Origin of the sequence: Streptomyces blastmyceticus (assembly GCF_039521185.1) — a bacterium.
Taxonomy (GTDB): Bacteria; Actinomycetota; Actinomycetes; order Streptomycetales; family Streptomycetaceae; genus Streptomyces; species Streptomyces blastmyceticus.
The window spans coordinates 24963-41044 of record NZ_BAAABW010000017.1; the positions used below are offsets into that span (position 1 = coordinate 24963).

The 16082-nt window shown below is 70.7% G+C and carries 13 protein-coding genes; 8 read left to right on the forward strand and 5 right to left on the reverse strand.

Annotation, left to right across the window (positions count from 1 at the left end; all coding sequences use genetic code 11):
• The first annotated feature begins 169 nt into the window (after positions 1-169).
• Complete coding sequence (locus ABD269_RS16195) at positions 170-2842, forward strand: glycosyl hydrolase (RefSeq protein ID WP_344118478.1); 2673 nt, start codon at positions 170-172, stop codon at positions 2840-2842.
• 139 nt (positions 2843-2981) lie between these two features.
• Here ABD269_RS16195 and ABD269_RS16200 read toward each other — a convergent pair whose 3' ends face one another.
• Together ABD269_RS16200 and ABD269_RS16205 are read right to left on the reverse strand one after the other, a co-directional pair.
• Positions 2982-4346: a condensation domain-containing protein gene (locus ABD269_RS16200; RefSeq protein ID WP_344118667.1), complete on the reverse strand. Its 1365-nt coding sequence runs from the start codon at positions 4344-4346 to the stop codon at positions 2982-2984.
• A gap of 40 nt (positions 4347-4386) precedes the next feature.
• The gene (locus tag ABD269_RS16205; RefSeq protein ID WP_344118479.1) at positions 4387-5733 is read right to left on the reverse strand and encodes a condensation domain-containing protein; all 1347 of its coding nucleotides are present in this window, start codon (positions 5731-5733) and stop codon (positions 4387-4389) included.
• A 281-nt stretch (positions 5734-6014) separates the two neighbouring features.
• On the opposite strand from ABD269_RS16205, the gene ABD269_RS16210 reads away from it, so the two are divergent.
• From ABD269_RS16210 to ABD269_RS16220, 3 genes are read left to right on the forward strand one after another with little or no spacing between them, the layout of a single operon-like run.
• Entirely contained in the window at positions 6015-6854 is an 840-nt protein-coding gene (locus ABD269_RS16210; protein ID WP_344118480.1) for a class I SAM-dependent methyltransferase, read from the forward strand.
• Between the two features lie 23 nt (positions 6855-6877).
• Complete coding sequence (locus ABD269_RS16215; protein WP_344118481.1) at positions 6878-7147, forward strand: acyl carrier protein; 270 nt, start codon at positions 6878-6880, stop codon at positions 7145-7147.
• Positions 7147-8376 (forward strand): beta-ketoacyl-[acyl-carrier-protein] synthase family protein, encoded by a 1230-nt coding sequence (locus ABD269_RS16220; protein ID WP_344118482.1) that lies wholly within the window; start codon positions 7147-7149, stop codon positions 8374-8376. The genes ABD269_RS16215 and ABD269_RS16220 overlap by 1 nt, the downstream gene beginning before the upstream one ends.
• Before the next feature lie 27 nt (positions 8377-8403).
• On the opposite strand, the gene ABD269_RS16225 is transcribed toward ABD269_RS16220, so the two are convergent.
• Positions 8404-8988: a hypothetical protein gene (locus ABD269_RS16225; RefSeq protein WP_344118483.1), complete on the reverse strand. Its 585-nt coding sequence runs from the start codon at positions 8986-8988 to the stop codon at positions 8404-8406.
• Positions 8985-11267: an NACHT domain-containing protein gene (locus tag ABD269_RS16230; RefSeq protein WP_425572908.1), complete on the reverse strand. Its 2283-nt coding sequence runs from the start codon at positions 11265-11267 to the stop codon at positions 8985-8987. The genes ABD269_RS16225 and ABD269_RS16230 overlap by 4 nt, the downstream gene beginning before the upstream one ends.
• A gap of 214 nt (positions 11268-11481) precedes the next feature.
• Here ABD269_RS16230 and ABD269_RS16235 point away from each other — a divergent pair, with 214 nt between their 5' ends.
• The 4 genes from ABD269_RS16235 (at position 11482) to ABD269_RS16250 (ending at position 15054) form a co-directional block, all read left to right on the forward strand.
• Positions 11482-12552: an AfsR/SARP family transcriptional regulator gene (locus ABD269_RS16235; protein WP_344118485.1), complete on the forward strand. Its 1071-nt coding sequence runs from the start codon at positions 11482-11484 to the stop codon at positions 12550-12552.
• Positions 12549-13271 (forward strand): DUF6585 family protein, encoded by a 723-nt coding sequence (locus tag ABD269_RS16240; RefSeq protein WP_344118486.1) that lies wholly within the window; start codon positions 12549-12551, stop codon positions 13269-13271. The genes ABD269_RS16235 and ABD269_RS16240 overlap by 4 nt, the downstream gene beginning before the upstream one ends.
• Before the next feature lie 56 nt (positions 13272-13327).
• Positions 13328-14083 carry a PE-PPE domain-containing protein gene (locus ABD269_RS16245; protein ID WP_344118487.1) on the forward strand — a complete coding sequence of 252 codons (756 nt, stop codon included), beginning with the start codon at positions 13328-13330 and terminating at the stop codon, positions 14081-14083.
• Positions 14084-14214: 131 nt separating this feature from the next.
• Positions 14215-15054, forward strand: a complete 840-nt coding sequence (locus tag ABD269_RS16250; RefSeq protein ID WP_344118488.1) for a class I SAM-dependent methyltransferase — start codon at positions 14215-14217, stop codon at positions 15052-15054.
• Positions 15055-15153: 99 nt separating this feature from the next.
• Here the strand turns inward: ABD269_RS16250 and ABD269_RS16255 are convergent, their stop codons facing one another.
• Entirely contained in the window at positions 15154-16080 is a 927-nt protein-coding gene (locus tag ABD269_RS16255) for an SGNH/GDSL hydrolase family protein (protein ID WP_344118490.1), read from the reverse strand.
• Between the last annotated feature and the right edge of the window lie 2 nt (positions 16081-16082).

The following is a 16082-nucleotide window of genomic DNA, read 5'->3' on the forward strand; positions in this document are numbered from 1 at the left end:
GGTGGCGGCGCGCGTACAGCTCGGCCGCGCCGCGCCCCACCGGGATCGGGCCGGAATGGCAAACTCCATCCCATCTTTCCCGGCTTCATCTTCCGTTCTGTCGCGAGCACGCCAAGCTCTCCCCGCGTCGGGCCGCATTCAGCGCCCGGTCGTAGGGAGGAGAGCGCAAATGATGCGCCAACGGTATCGGCGGCGGTTCATGACCTGCGCCGTCGTGGCCGCCGCGTTCGGACTGGCCGGCGCGCAGTCGTTCGCGGCGTCGGGTGACACCAGACCCCGGCCCTGGAACGCGCGCCACCAGGCCGACATCGGCCGCCGACACGCCCAGGCCCTCGTGTCCGGCCATTCCGCCCTCGCGGCGCCGGGAAACAGCGACGGTGGTTCCGACGAGGCGGAGAACTCCGCCGAGGGCACCGCCCAGTACACCGAGGCCCGTACCGCTCCCGGTGTGGTCGCGCCCGGTGCGTACGGGGCGGCCTGGTCCCAGCTGCAGTCGATGCGGCACACGAACGGAGACTGGTCCCACGTCACCAAGAAGGCCTACAACTCCGACGATCCGCGCTATCGCGATGTGAACTCCAACTCCAGCGGCGGCTCGGGGAACGTGACGGGCCGGATCACCGGGATCGCCGCCGACGACCAGGGCTATGTGTACGCGGGCGGTGCCAACGGCGGTGTGTTCCGCTCGCGCACCGGCGGCGGGCACTGGGAGCCCATCGCCGACAAGCTGCCCTCGCTGTCGACCGGCACTCTCGCGCTGGACGGCTCCCGTCGGCTCTGGTACGCCACCGGCGAGTCCAACACCGGCGCGACGTCTTTCGTCGGCACGGGCGTCTACGTGCTGGCCGACCCGCGGCACGGGCAGTTCCGGCCCGGCGGCCGGGTGGGCGGCGCCGAGCTGGAGAGCACCGTCATCCACGCGCTGCGCTTCGCCGGCACCACGGTGTGGGCGGCCACCAGCCGGGGTGTGTGGTCGCACTCCACCGCCACGCTCTCGGGGCCGTGGAAGCTCGAGTTCGCGCCCAACCCCGACTATCTGCCGGGTGGTTCGAAGGCGTCCGATCCCAGTGCCCCGTACAAGAACATCGCCAACGACATCGCGGTGGACCCGAAGGACCCGGGCAAGGTGCTGCTGGCCGTCGGCTGGCGCGGCGGGGACGGCTACAACGGTCTGTACGGCAAGCAGGGCGGCAGCTGGAAGCCCGTGACCGGGATCGGCGACCTGCCGACCGACAGCGGCGACGTCGGCAACGTGACGTTCGGGGCCGCCGCCGACGGCTCGCGGCTGTACGCCGTGGACCAGTCCCCGGCGCAGACGGCCGCCAATCCGGACAGCGGGCTCAAAGGCGTGTACGTCTCCAAGAACGGCTCGCCGCTCGGGCCGTGGACGCAGATCGCCGACTACAACAAGCTGAGAACCTCGGGCTCGGCGCTCCAGAGCGCCGGCTACATGCCGGGCGTCCAGTCCTGGTACAACCAGTTCCTCCAGGTCGACCCGGCCAATGCCGACCATGTCTACCTGGGGCTTGAGGAGGTCTTCGAGACCAAGAACGGCGGTGCGAGCTGGATCACCCCCGGCCCGTACTGGAACTTCCCCTTCCCCTGCTGGAGCATCGACCCCACGAAGCAGACCGGCGACTGCTCGCCGACCACCCACTCCGACCAGCACGCGGTCGCCGTCGGCAGCTACAAAGGCAAGACCTGGGCATATGTGGGGAACGACGGGGGCATCTACCGCCGCCCGTTGAACGGCGCGGTCGACTCCGGCGGGCACGCCAAGGACTGGCAGTCGCTGAACGACGGCACCATCGACACGCTTCAGTACTACTCGGTCGGCGTCGGCAAGGACCGTACCTACGGCGGGACCTCGGTCACCGGCGGGCTGCAGGACAACGGCCAGTCGATCCTGCGCGGCCGCGACAAGGTCATGGGATCGAACTTCGGCGGCGACGGCGGGGACACCATCACCGACCCGGAGAACGGCTGCAACATCGCCCAGGAATACGTCTACCTCGACATGTGGGTCACCCAGAACTGCGGCGTGAACAAGGGATCCTGGGCCACGGACCCGTCCAAGGCCACCGAGTACGAGGTCGCGCCGCCGGACAAGGACCTGGGAGGCGCGGGCGCACGTTTCATCGCACCCATCATCTCGGACACCAAGGACACCAACACGTGGGTGGCCGGCGGCCGTCACGTGTGGGTGCAGAACAAGGGCTTCGCGATCCGGTCCGGCGGGGAGTGGAAGAGCCGCTACGACCTCGGTGAAGGCCATGTGGCCACCGCCGTCGCCTCTTCGGGCGGCACCGTCTACGTCGGCTGGTGCGGCCCCTGCAACAACCAGGGCTTCAGCCGCGGCATCGCGGTCGGCAACGCCGACGGTACCGGCTGGCACCAGCTCGGCCTCCCCGTCGACGGCACGATCCCGAACCGGTACATCTCCGGCTTCGAGGTCGACCCGTCCGACGCCCAGCATGTGTACGTCGCCGTCAACGGCTTCTCCCGCACGTGGACCGAAGGCCCGGGCGCCGGCGTCGGCCACCTCTTCGAGTCCCGTGACGGCGGGGTCAATTGGACGGACATCTCGGAGAACCTGCCCGACGTCCCCGCCAACACGGTCAGGCTTCTGCCGAACGGCGGCCTCGCCCTCGGCACCGACCTGGCCGTCTTCTACCGCCCCGCCGGCGCGCACCAGTGGCAGGTACTCGGCAATGACCTGCCCACCACCGCCGTCCTGCAGCTGAAGCTGGGTCCCGACGGCAACCTGTACGCCGCCACTCACGGACGCGGCATCCGGTCCTTCGACGTACGGCTGAACCTGTCGAAGCGGCCCACACCGTGAACACCCCTGTTGTCAGGACTCCTTGACGGATGCCATGCCTGTCAGGGTGGCCTGACAGGCATGGGAGTTTCGGAGGAGTCCCCGGCCGCCGATCTGGGAGGCCTCGACAACCCCCAAATGGTCAGCCTCCTGGCTCTCTTCAGGGTGCCGGGCGAGGACCGGACGCTGCGCTGAGCATGATCTCCCTGACCCGCTCGAGGTACTTCGGCACACCCGTCACGGCCTCCGGGGTGTCCGGCATGCTGACCACCAGGTCGGCCCGGTCGGGGAACCAGTTGAGCCACAGCGATACGCCGCTGGCGTTGTCGGGGCCGGTCAGGACCGTCGCGTCCGTACGCAGGTAGTCGCAGGAGCCCGGTGCGGCCCGTCCGTCCACATAGGACGCCATCGGGGGGATGGCCGGGGCGTCGCCGTCTTCGAGGAGCAGTTCGAGCGCTCGGTGCAGCGGCACGTCGTATCCCGCGCGGGCTTGCTGGAAGCCTTCCTGTGCGGCGGCGATCGCACCGGCGAGAGTCGGCGAGGCGGGCAGCCGGAACAGCAGCGGCACGAGGTTGACCAGCCAGCCGTGCACCTGGAGCAGCCGTGGGTAGGCCCTGGTCGACACGGCGGTGAGCACTCGGTAGACGTCGTTGCCGGTGAACTCCCGCTGTGCGAGAGCCAGCGCGGCGAAGGCGCCCGCGCCGAACCCGCCGCCGTGCCGGGCGCAAAAGGCGCGGAACGCGCGTGCCTCGGCACCGGTGAGCACCGGGTAGTGGAGCCGCGTGGCGGCAAGCAGTTCGCCGGCGTCGTTGCCCAGCCCGACGGGGAAGTCGGGGAAGCCGCCGTCCTCCACCGCCAGGAACTCCGACCATGCGGCGAGCTCCGGCGCGGCTGCCGTCAGTGACGCGGAGCGTTCCCGCTCGCGGCGGTTGTGGTCCAGATAGCCGAGTGCCGGTGCCAGGTCGAGCGAGGCGTCGCAGTAGGCCGCGTGGTACCTGGCGCGGATCTCGTCGAACAGCAGGGCCAGGGAGTGTCCGTCGGTATAGGCGTGGTCGACCGCGAAGTACACCGTGGACGCCGTGTCCCGTCGGATCACTCCGGCCAGCACACCCGGCCGGCCCGCCGTGGTCTGCTCGTCGATCCGCCGGTGCAGGTAGGTGCGCAGGTCGTCCGTGTTCGTGAAGTCGCCCACGCGCATGGGAAGCACCGTGAGGGATTCAGGTGGCAGACGGAACCCGGCCAGGTTCTCGGGCTCGTACCAGGTGTGGAAGGCCTCGTGTCGCTGCACAAGCCCTTGCCACGCGTCGGTGAGCGCGTCGAGATCGGCCCGGCCCGCCAGGTCGAACGCCATGGCCACCCAGGGCGACTGCCGTCGTCCGGCGGCGCGGTTGGCGGCCGCCGAGAGCAGGTGCGCCTGCTGGAAATGCGAAGCGGGCACGTCGTGCGGTACGGGGGTCCGGTCGGTGGTCAGCTCGAACTCGACCACTTCACCCGGCTCGGGTCGCCAGTCGAGGATCTGGGTCATACGCACGGTGGGGTCTCCTCCTCCATCGGGCGGCGGGCGGCTAGGCGGGCGTGGGTACGGCTTCGGTCCGGTGGCCGTCCGCGACGCGGGCGGCGGCGTGCGCGGCGGCCAGAACGAAGCGTTCGACGTTCGCGCGCGCAACGGCCGTGTCGGGGAAGCGTGTTGACAAGTGCACGCCGCGCTCACTCCTGGTCAGCCACACGTACACCTCGGCCGGACCGTGGATGCGGCTGCGCAGCATCATGTCTTCCGGCTGTGGCGGGCTGCTGCCCACCACCCGGCGCACATCGAGATAGGACACGACGAACCGGGGGTGGATCTCCGTACGCAGCATCCGGCTGATGTGAGGCAGCGAACTGCCCGGCCCCGGGCTGCGACGGCGCAGTTCGGCGGCGGCGAGGGCGACGGTGTCGGCGAAGGCCGACCCGGGAGCCGTCGGGATCCGGACCGGGTGCAGGCCGACGAACCAGCCCGGCGCCGCTCGCCACCGGTCGGGCCGGGTGTTGGCCAGACTCACCACGGACAAGTGCCGCTCACCCGCGACCTTCGCCGCGGCGAGCGCGAGGCAGGCGAGCAGCCCTGCGGCGGTGGTGCCTCCGCCGTCGCGTGACGCGGCGGCGAACCTGGTGGCCGCCGGTCCGTCGAGCAGCCAACGGTAGGAGCTGCACTGCGTGAGCTGCCCCTCGGACGGGCCGAGGGGCAGAGGGAAAGCGGGTGTCCTGCCGCGGGCGTTGCAGAGCAGGCTCCGCCAGTGGTCCGCGTGCTCGGACCCCATCGGCAGCCGGTCGACCAGGCTTCGTTCCTCGGCACCGAAGTCCAGGAAGGTCAGCCCGGGCATGTCCACGGCGCGGCCTGCCAGGGCGCCGCGGATCTGCCCCGGGATCATGGCGAGCGTGTAGCCGTCCACGACACCGTGATCCGCCCCCGCGAACACCGTCACCCCGTCCGCTCCCTCGACCGTCGCGAAGACCACCTGCGGCCAGCCCAGCGCTCCGGCGCTGCGGTCGAAGAACGCCTCGATCTGCCGCCGGACCGAGGCGCCGTCGGCGAAAACGCCGATGTCATCCCGGCACAGCGTGAGCATGCTCGCGGGGAGCGTTCGGCGCACGCAGCGTTCACGGGTCGGCACCAGCGTGCTGCGCAGATGCTCATGCCTGCGCAGCCAGGCCGACAACGCGGAGCCGACCTGGTGCCGATCGACCCGGCCCACGCCGAACGACACCCCGACCCACGCCGGATCCACATGCTGCGGTCCCCGCGCGGCCGCGGCACGTACGTGGTGCTCGTGGACGAGTGCGGGTGCTCGTGGGTCGTCCGCCCAGGCCGAGGCCGGGGCGGTCGGTGTCCAGAAAACCAGACGGCCGGCGGGGACCGTACTGTCGCTCAATTCTGTGAACTCCAATGTCTTACCGACCCGACCGAATGTGACGCCGGCCTCGAATCACTGTCACGATGCTCTCTCCTTGATGCCTCGGTGCGACTCGCCGAAGCTATCCGGTCGCGATGGAACCAAGATGAAACAGAGATGTGCTTGCTGGTCACACGGATCAGGATGGGGTCACGGGAAACTCGCCTCTTGTCGCTCCTTGAGCGCGCTGGTAGCGTCCGCTCCCGTCATTCATTCCGGACCGCGTCGATTCGTCGACCGCATTGACGGAAGGTCAATTCATGAACGCACGGGCAGGCACCGAATTCCCTCAAGTCATGGGCGGCGCAAAGCCGTCCATGGACTACGCCGAGCTGCGTCGCGACCCGGAATACGCCGAGTTGAACCGCGCGCTGCTCGATCTGGTCCCGGTCGGCTCCGGGCCGTCCGTCCTCGATCTGGGGTGCGGGGACGGAGCCGTCAGCGAGCAACTGCTGCTGCGCGACCCGGCGATGTCCCTGGTCGGCGCCGACCCCGACCCCGCCCTGCTCGACGAGGCACGGGCCCGTCTGGGTCACCGGGGCCGTTTCGTCGTGGGCGACGCGGCCTCCGTCTCCCGGTTGTTCCCACGGGACGCCTTCGACACCGTCGTGCTGGCCAACTGCATCCATCTCGTCCCGGACCTCGCCGAGGCGCTCGACGCGATCGGGGAGGTTCTCGCCGGTGGCGGACGGCTGGTGTTCAACTCGGCGTTCTACTCGGGTGCGGAGGACGCGGCCGATGTGCCGGTGTACGCCGAGCTGGTCGGCACGGCCCGCCGCGTCGCCCGCAAGCGCGGGCTCCCGCTGGCCCGGTCGGCCGCCGGCCGGCCCGCGGGGCTGCGCAGGAGTGCCGGGGACTATCAGGCCGCTCTCGCCGCGGGCGGTTTCACCGGTGTGGCCACCACCGAGCGGGCGTTCACCCTCGGCCGGCGCTTTCTCACCGCATTGTGCTCGACCCCGATGTTCGCCACCGCCGCGCTACCCGGTATCGACCGGCATATCGCCGCGGAACTGCTCACCGAGACGTTGGAAAGGCAATACCGGCGCGCCCCGTTCACGATCACCCGGCGCTGCGTGTACTTCTCCGCGATACGGCCGTGAAAACATCACGAGAGGAATTTCTCATGACCGAGGTAATGAACGTGGTCACCCGTGCCATTGTCGATGTCCGGCCGGACCTGGGCGTATCCCGTACGGAAATCACCCGCGACTCGGCTCTGTTCTACGCCGCCGATCCCGACCAGCCGGTGCTGGGACTCGATTCCATGGAGGCGCTCGAGCTGATCGCCGCGCTGGAGCAGGAATTCGGGGTCGAGCTGGCGGACACCAGCATCAGAATCACCGACCTCCGTACGGTCGGGGACGTGGTCGACGCCATGTCCGGGGCGCTGTGATGGCAGAGGCGGCGCGCAACCGCGTGCTGGTGACCGGCATCGGCGTCGAGTCGTGCGCGGGCGGCACACCGGACGAATTATGGGACGCCCTGTCCGCGGGACGGCCCGCGATCTCGGCGCTGGAACTCGAGCAACCGCTGCCATGCCAGGTCGGCGGCGTGGTCAGGGGGTTCGACCCCCGGGAGCACCTGTCCGCCCAGCAGGTCCGCCGTACCTCGCGCTTTCAGCAGATGTTGTTCGCCGCGGCGATGAAGGCACGGGCGGACGCGGGGCTGCGCACGGCGCCGGGGGCGCTGTACGTCGGCACCGGCGGCGGTGGGCTCGACGAAGCCGCGCAACTCGTGACCGTCCTGCGTCAGAGCGGGTGGTCGCGGATGAACCGGCTCGGCCTGCTCCGCCTGCTGCCCAACCAGGCCGCCGGGCTCGTCGCCCAGGAACTGGACATCACGGGTCCGGTGCTCACCATCTCGACCGCCTGCGCCTCCTCGACGGACGCCATCGGAGCCGGAATGCGCGCGGTGCGTGACGGCACCGCCGACGTGGTCCTCGTCGGCGGTGTGGAGAGCTGGCTGGACCTGCCGTGCCTGGCATCGTTCTGCCTGCTGGACGCGCTCTCCCAGCGGCCTGCGGCGGAGGCGGCCGGCGCCTCCCGGCCGTTCGACCGTGACCGCGACGGCATGGTGCCGGCCGAAGGCGCCGCCGTGCTCGTGCTGGAGTCCGAGCGGTCCGCGCTGCGCCGCGGCGCGACCGTGCACGGCGAGGTGCTCGGCGCCGCGTCCACGTGCGACGCCCACCACGCCGTGGCTCCCCGGGCGGACGGATCGGTGGCGGCCAGGACGATCGAGCTGGCCTGCGCCGACGCCGGTCTCGACACCGCTGCCGTGGACCTGGTCAGCGCGCACGGAACTTCGACACCGCTCAACGACCGGGCCGAAACCGCGGCCATCAAGCTCGCGTTCGGCTCTTACGCGCGACATGTGGCCATCACGGCGCCCAAGTCGGTCATCGGCCACGCCTGCGGGGCGTGCGGGATCCTGGAGAGCGTCGGCGTGCTGCTCGCCATCCGTGACAAGTATGTGCCGCCCACGGCGAATCTGGAGAACCCCGACCCCGACTGCGACTTGGACTACACCCCGATGGTGGGCCGGCCCGTCCCGATCAATGTCGCCATCAAGCAGAACTTCGGGTTCGGCGGCCAGAATTCGGCGGTGGTGTTCGGAGCCGCGTGACAGTACCGAGCCGTCAGGCGGTCGTGGTCAGTGGCCGCCGCTGGGGCGGTCGCAGCCGGAGTGGTCGGGGTAGCCGCCGAAGGCCTCGGCCTGTGTGGAGTCCCGGCTCATCGTGCCCTCCAGGCACAGGGGAGAGGCGTCGACGTCGATGAGGAAGCCGACCCCGGTGGGGCCGTTCTGGTACGACTGCACCTTCCCGGTGGAGTAGCCGAGGCCGGTGAGCGCGCTGCGGACGCTCTCCGGGGCGAAATCACCGCGCTTGCGCAGTGGTTCGAGCGCACTCTTGACGCGCCCGACGGCCGCGAGCCCTTCGCAGCGCTGCCGGCCGTGCAGGGGAAAGGGGACCATGAAGCCGTGGTTCTCGGCGTAGTGGTCGGTGGGCGGTACGGCCGGATCAGAGGTGCCCGCGGTCGTCGGCGGCGCCGGTGCGGAGCTCTCGTCGGGGCACGGGAAGTCGGTCGGCGTGCCCGGCGTCGCCACGGCGGCCTGCGAGGACTTGGCCGCACCGGCGTCATCCCCTGAACGTTGCGTTCCGCACCCCGCCGCGAACATGGCCATCACCGCCAACGGCAGCATCCCGAGCCGGATCCCTGTCGCCCTGGTCATCGTCATGCCCTGATTCTCCCCGGCGTCGCGGCGGGGGCCGAGTCGGGGTAGGTGCGGGCGAGGTGGTCCTGGAGGCGCGCGTGGCGGAACTGGTAGACCGCGCCGGCCTGGCGGAGCACGCCCCGCTGGTAGGCGTCTTCGAGGAAGGCGACGACGGGCCAGGGCAGCCGGCCGGTCAGCGGCAGCCAGATCCGGGCGAAGACCGCCCACTGGCCCCAGGCGGACAGGCAGAGTCCGTAGCCGAGGGCACCGCCGAGTCCGCTGATGAAGCCGAGCTTGAGCCCGGACGCCAGACTCCAGATGAACACGCTGCCCAGGAGCGCCGAAACGGGCCGGATCAACGCCCCGGCCCCGAAGGCGACGAGGAGCCCGAAGGCGGGTGCCCAGACGATGAATTGGGCGACGACCGCTCGGTGGTTCGTGCGCAGCAGGCTGACCGGATTGACGGCGGACCGGATGTCGAGAGGGGTTTCGAGAAGGGCCAGGAGCCCGAAGGCGGGGCCGGCCGCCAGCGTCAGCACGAGCCCGAAGAACACGCCGTCGTCGAAGCCGATGGCCAGGGCGTCCGGGAGGCTGCGGCGGTTGAGGACGCCGACGAGCACTCCGTGCGTGAAGCCGTAGCTGAAGCCGAAGACGATCCCGCACAGCGACCCGATCAGGAATCGGGTGCCGGTTCCCTGTCTGGTCCTGCCTGTTCTGCCGAATATCTTCATGCCCACGTTGGACGGTGGCACCGCGGTGTCCTTGGCCGCGACCATGAACCAGTGGGCGATCCCGAAGATGATTCCGGCGAGGGGTCCCACCAGCAGCCCGTCCGCGAGCTGGAAGCCGAGGGGGTCGAAGAGGACCCCGATCAGGTTGACGAGCCCGATGGTCAGACTGATCACCAGTGCGGTCACCAGCGTGCGGGTGGAGCGGCGCAGCCCTGAACCGAGGCGCCACCATTCCAGGTTGGGGGTGTCGAGCCGGGTCAGGTGGTGGGCGAGGTAGCCGAGCCAGTGCCGGGCGCGCTCCGGGTCGACGCCGTGGTGCGGCCCGCCGCCCGGGCCATGCTCCGGCCGGAGACGGTAGGCAGTGGCGATGAAGTTGTCGAGGAGGTGGACCTCCAGCTCCTCGGGGCTGCCGAACCGCCGGGTGTCCAGGAGCGCGGCCGGGTCGCGGCCGGGGGTGTCGCTGTAGACGGCGCGGGCGAGCGTGACCATCAGCGGGGTGGTCAGCACCGTGGCGAGATTGGCACTGCCCTGGCCGCGCGGCTGCTCGTGCAGCTCGCTCAGCACGGGCTCCCACGCGGTCGTCGCGGGGTCCCCGCCGCGGGCCTTGCGCGTGGTGCGCGGCAGGTAGTCGGCCAGGTCGCTCAGGGTGAGATCGGCGAGCTCCACGGCGGCGGCGGACGTGAGCACGTCGGTCTCGGCCACCGCGGCGGCGTACTCGGACGGACGGCTCGTCAGCAGCAGGGGAAGCGTCGTGGCGTTGAGCGCTTCCAGCGCGGGGCGGTTCAGTCCGTCGGCGATCTCGTCGAAGCCGTCCAGCACGGGGAGCACCCGGCCGGTCTCGACCAGCGCGGCGGCGAGGCTCGGCCCGCCGGGTGCCGGGGCGGCGAGACCGGGATGGTCGCGGGTCAGTTGTGCGGTGAGCCAGTCCCGGAACGTGATGGCGGTGGGATCCCACGCGCCGATGGTGAAGATCACCGGTACGGCCTCGGTGCGGGCCCTCGACTTCACGTAGTCCAGGAGGAACCGCGTGGTGAGGATCGTCTTACCGGAGCCGGGCCGGCCCAGCACCACCAGCCGCCCGGACGGTATTCGCCGGTACACGCCCACGATCTCGTCCAGCCGCCCGCCGAGGTCCAGCGGGCCGTGCGTGCCCCCGGCGGGCAGGCGCCGGATGTTGGCCCAGTGGTCGGTCAGCTCTTCGGGAGCCTGCCGCCAGCGCACCGGCAGCGGGTACGGATCGTGCACCTGCCGCTGCTCCTCCTCGCGCTGCCAGCGGGCGGCCACCGCGTGGGCGAGCTGCTCGGCGACGTCTGCCAGGGTCTCGTGGAACACCGAAGCCGGTTGCCCGGTGACCGGTTCGACGTGATCGGGCGAGTCGTCGGGCCGGCTCTCGGGCCCGGTCCGGTGGACGGCGGCCGCCAGTAGTTCCTCGCGTTCGGCCGGTCCCAGCCCGAGGGCGTCGGCCAGCAGCCGCACAGTGGTCACCCTCGGGTCGGCGCGCTCACCGGTCTCCAAGCCGCGGAGGGTGCGCACGCCCACTCCGGCGCGCTCTGCCAGGGTCTCCTGAGTCATTCCCGCGTTGTGCCGCAGCCGCCGTAACAGCGCGCTGAACTCACTGGACACAGGTCACGGCCTCCCCCTCGAATAGGTGGTTTCCCCAGGTGAGGGACTCTAGCGCGGCGACCGGCCGCATACGGCCGGTCGCTTGGCCTGTCCGCTGTCCGGCGCCGGGGCCAGCGTCGAGGGCATGCGCCGCAGGAAGCGGCCCGAAGCCCGGGGAGCCACGATGCCGATCACCGCAACCACCGGCCAGCCGACCGCCACCACGCTCAGGAACCAGGAGCGCGAGGTGCTCTACGCGGTCGGCTGCGGCCTCAGGGACAACGAGATCGCCGCCGTCCTCGCCATCCCCGAGGACGCCGTGGCCGGACACCTCGCACGGATCCTCGTCAAACTCGAGCTGCGCGACCGGGCCGCTGCCATCGTCCACGCGTTCGACTGCGGTCTGGTCGCCCCCGGCCGCGGCCCCCGCAGGCGCGCGACGGGCCCGGTGTCATCGGCCGGTACCCGTCGTGCGCCCGAGCCGCGGTTGCAGATCTCGATGCTCGGACCGCTGCGGGCATGGCGCGACGGACAGCCCCTGGACCTCGGTCACCTGCGCCAGCAAGCCGTACTGACGGCGCTGGCGCTGTGCCTGGGCCGGACGATCAGCCAGCAGGAACTGCTCGACGGGGTGTGGGGGGAGGAGCCGCCGAACACGAACGTGGTGCCGGTGTACATCTACCGGCTGCGCAAGATCCTGCGCGGAGGCGGCAGTCCGGACTCGGTGATCGAACGCGATCGGTGCGGCTACCGGCTGCTCTCAGGCGCGGTCACCGTGGACGTGGCGCGCGTGGAGGAACTGGTCACCGCGGCCGGTGCGGCCGAGCGGGCGGGCGAACTGACCGAGGCGGTCCGTGCCTGCTCCCAGGCGCTTGACCTGTTCCGCGGGGAGCCCCTGGCCGGCCAGCCCGGGCCGTTCGCCGAGCTGGAGCGGCTGCGGCTCACCGAACGCAGGATCGTCCTCGTGCAGCGGAAGCTCGAGTGGCAGCTGCGGCTGGGCCGGCACTCCGAGGCGATCGCCGAGCTGTCGGCCCTGGCCGTGGCGCAGCCCCTGAACGAACCGGTCGCCACCATGCTGATGCGCGCGCTCTACCTCGGCGGCCGACAGGCCGACGCATTGGCCGTCTTCGACCGCACCCGCCGCCGTCTGGCCGATGACCTGGGGGTCTCTCCGGGCCGGATGCTGCGGCAGACGCACCAGATGATTCTGCGCGGGGACGAAGCCTGCCTCGGCCTCACCGGACCCACGCGATGACCGGACCGATGCGGCGTACGCGCAACGAGGAGCTGCTGCTGGCGAGGATCTCGGCGGCGGCCGGCCGCGAGCACCTCGGCAGGCGGCGCGCCACCTACGCGGGAGCCGCGCACACGGCACACGCGAAGGCCCTGCGGGACCGGGGGATCCGCGGCCTGTCGGCCCTCCTCCGGTACGGCGGGCCTTCCCCGGCGAACGCGCGCGATGACGCGCGACTGGACCTGTACGAGTACGGAATGACGGTCGTCGTCAAGAGGCGGATCCACGTCGTCCGTTACGACACCACCTCCGTATTCCGGACGAGCACCCCGCACTCGCACGACGCGGCCCACGTCGGGACCATCTACACGCTCACCGGCGTCGACGGGGAGCGGGTCGTACTGCGCGGCGGGCCGGAGCACGGCGACGCGGAGGAATGGTGGTCCGAGATCCAGCTGGGCGTCACCCGCGCCCAACTGCCCCTGGCCCTGTCCGCACTCGACAAGGGCGAGCGCCTGACCTTCGGTGACATATGGCTGACCAGGGAGGAGGTCGGGTACGGAGAGACTCGCGCACGGTGGCCGCAGATCCGGAACATCTGGATCCGGAAGGGCGCCGTCAAGCTCGACATCGACGGGACGTGGCACGAACCGGGCTGCAGGATCTCCGAGATCCCGAACCTCTTCCTCCTCCGTGCGCTCGTCGAGCTGTTTCATCACAATGTCAACGGCTGTGACTAACGTTGCATCGCTTCACGGAAGTTGCGTGCTGTCCCAAATCGAGGAGGAACACATTGATGACTCCGGCCCGCAGATGGAAGACGGCCATCCGCGCCGTCGGCGCGGCAGCGGCCATGATGGCCGTCACCGCCCTGGCGCCCACCGTCGCCCACGCCGATCCGGCGCGTCATTACTACCTGGAGGTCGGCGGCACGGGCTCGGCAGCGCCCGCGCCCGACTGCACCAGCAGCTACACCTTTGCCAATAAGCACCTCAACGGGGGCATACCGGTGCCCGTCTGCTATCCGGCGAGCGCCGGACCCTGGCTCAACGGCCACAACGTCCCGGACCTGACCGCACCGAACTTCGACGCCAGCGCGCGCGAGGGATACCGCAATCTGCTGGCCGCCGCCGAGGACACCCACCGTCGCGACCCGGACGCCCGTCTCACGATCGTCGGCTACTCACAGGGCGCGCAAGTGGCCGACCAGGTGCTCCAGACGATCGCCAGCGGCGGCACCGGCATCCCCCGCTCGCAGGTGAACGGCATGCTCTACGCCGACCCGATGCAGCCGGGCACCGGCATCTGGGCCCGGCTGCCCAAGGGCTGGAGCGCCCTGGGCTTCACCTCTCCCGGCGCCGGCCCGGCGAAGCTCGAGGGCATCCCGGTGCAGCGCTTCTGCATCCGCACCGACGGGGTCTGCGACGCGACGTCGCTGACGTCCGTCAGCGGCTTCCTGACCCAGCACCCCAAGTACTGGCAGGACGGCAACATCATGACCAAGACCATCGGCAACGACGGTGGCGAAGGGATCGTCTGGTACGACTCCTGACCGCCGGCCCCGTTGGCCGTGCCGTGATCCGGGCCGTACGTGAACGCCGCTATTTTCTCGGCAGCCGATGGGTAACGGCCTGGGTGTGCGGTCGCCGCGTGGCGGCGCGCTGTCCATCACGGAGGTGGAGCATGACGCAGTGCCCCGGGGCGACCCCGTACCCGATCCCGCCCGCGGTCCAGGAAGCGTACGGCCCGGCCGATCTCGGCTCGATGCCCCTGTTCGCCGGGGGATTCATCAACTTCGGCTACTGGCAGGGCATCGACCTCGACCAGCCGCTGACCGAGCACGACCGGATCAGCAGCGAGCTGGCCATGTACCGCCACGTGCTCGCCGCCTTGGCGCCCACCGAGGGACTACGGGCCCTGGAGGTCGGCTGCGGGCGGGGGATCGGTAGCGCGGTGGCACTGGAGGAGTACGGCTTCGCGCACGTCACCGGCATGGACATCCATCCGCAGCAGCTCGAACGGGCCCAGCAGGCCAACTCCGGCCTGCTGGCCCGCCACCCGGAACAGCTGCGCTTCGCCCACGGCGCGGCGGAGAGCATGCCGTTCGGCGACGGCGAGTTCGACCGCGTGCACAGCGTCGAGGCCGCCCAGCACTTCCGCGACCTCGACGCGTTCGCCCGGGAGACCGCACGCGTGCTGCGCCCCGGCGGCCGCGCCGCCGTCGCCAGCTTCTTCGTCCCCGACGCCGACCCGGCCCGAGCCGCACGGCTGGCCGAACTGCTCGACTCCTTCGCCACCGGCCTCGACGTCGCGCACACCATCCCCCTCCTGACCGACAGCCTCGAACGGGCAGGCCTGACCGGAATCCGCGTCACCCCGATCGGGACATCGGTATGGACCGGCTGGGACCGCTGGCTGGCCAAGACGTGGAAGCCCGACACGTGGCCTCGCAATTTCCTGCGGGCCTACGGCGAAGGAATCCTCGACTACTTCACGGTCACCGCGGAGCGGCCGGAGAAGTGACGGGCGAATCGACGGCCTTCAAGCGCGTCCGAGGCATCACCCCCAGGAATTCCGCGCGGGCACCACGCCCGCCGCCCCGGCGCAGGATCCCCGGACCGTTCAGCCGCGGCTCAGAGTGTCCTGCACGGCCTCGGCCATGCCGGCTTCGCCCTTCGCGTTGGGGTGGAAGGCCATGGCCTGGAGGGGGTTCACGGGCACCATGCCCTCGACCCAGCGGTCGTCGCGGGGCTGGCAGGCGTCGTGTCCGACGGTCCGTGTGTAGGTGTCGACGTAGGTCGCGCCGGCCGCTTTCGCCTCATGGCTCAGCATCGTATTGAGGCTGCGCATCGTGTCGCGCAGGTAGGGAATGTCGCCCACCGGCAGCCGCAGGGAGGTCTTGCAGCCCTCCGCGTCCTCGGACTTCTCCGAGAGGAACGCGGGATAGCCGACGACGAGCACGCGCGCGTTCCGCGACCGCTCGTGGATCTCCTTGAGGACGTCGGCGACCTTGGGAGCCGTCTGCAGGATGCGCTCTTGGAGCTCGTCGACGCCGCCCGCGGTGTAGCGCCGCTCGCAGGGGTTGCCGTCCGGGATCGGCCGGAGCGCGTAGGTGCAGTTCTTGATGATCTCGCCGAAGCCGATGTCGTTGCCGCCGATGCCGAGCGAGACCAGGGTGGTGTTCTCCTTGAGCGCGTCCAGCTGCGCGGGATTGTCCATCCCGGGTTGCGGCCGCCACATGTCGTTCGTCGTGGCGCTGCCGCAGCTGATGTCCCGGAAGCTTTCGGGCGTCAGTGAATGGGCGGTCAAAGACGGGTAGTTGCTGTTGGAGCGCGCACACCAGGAGCCGTCCTGGACCGGGATGAAGGGGCCGGAGGTGAAGGAGTCGCCCAGGGCGACATAGTGCTCGGCTCGCGGCCGCGGGGCCGACTGGGGCGCGGCGGTCGCAGGCGCGAGGGCGCCTGCGGTCAGGGCCGCCGCGGCGCCGCAGGCCGCGAGAGCTAAGCGGGCTCTGCGTCGGCCGGCCGACGCAGTGGGGGTACAGGACATCT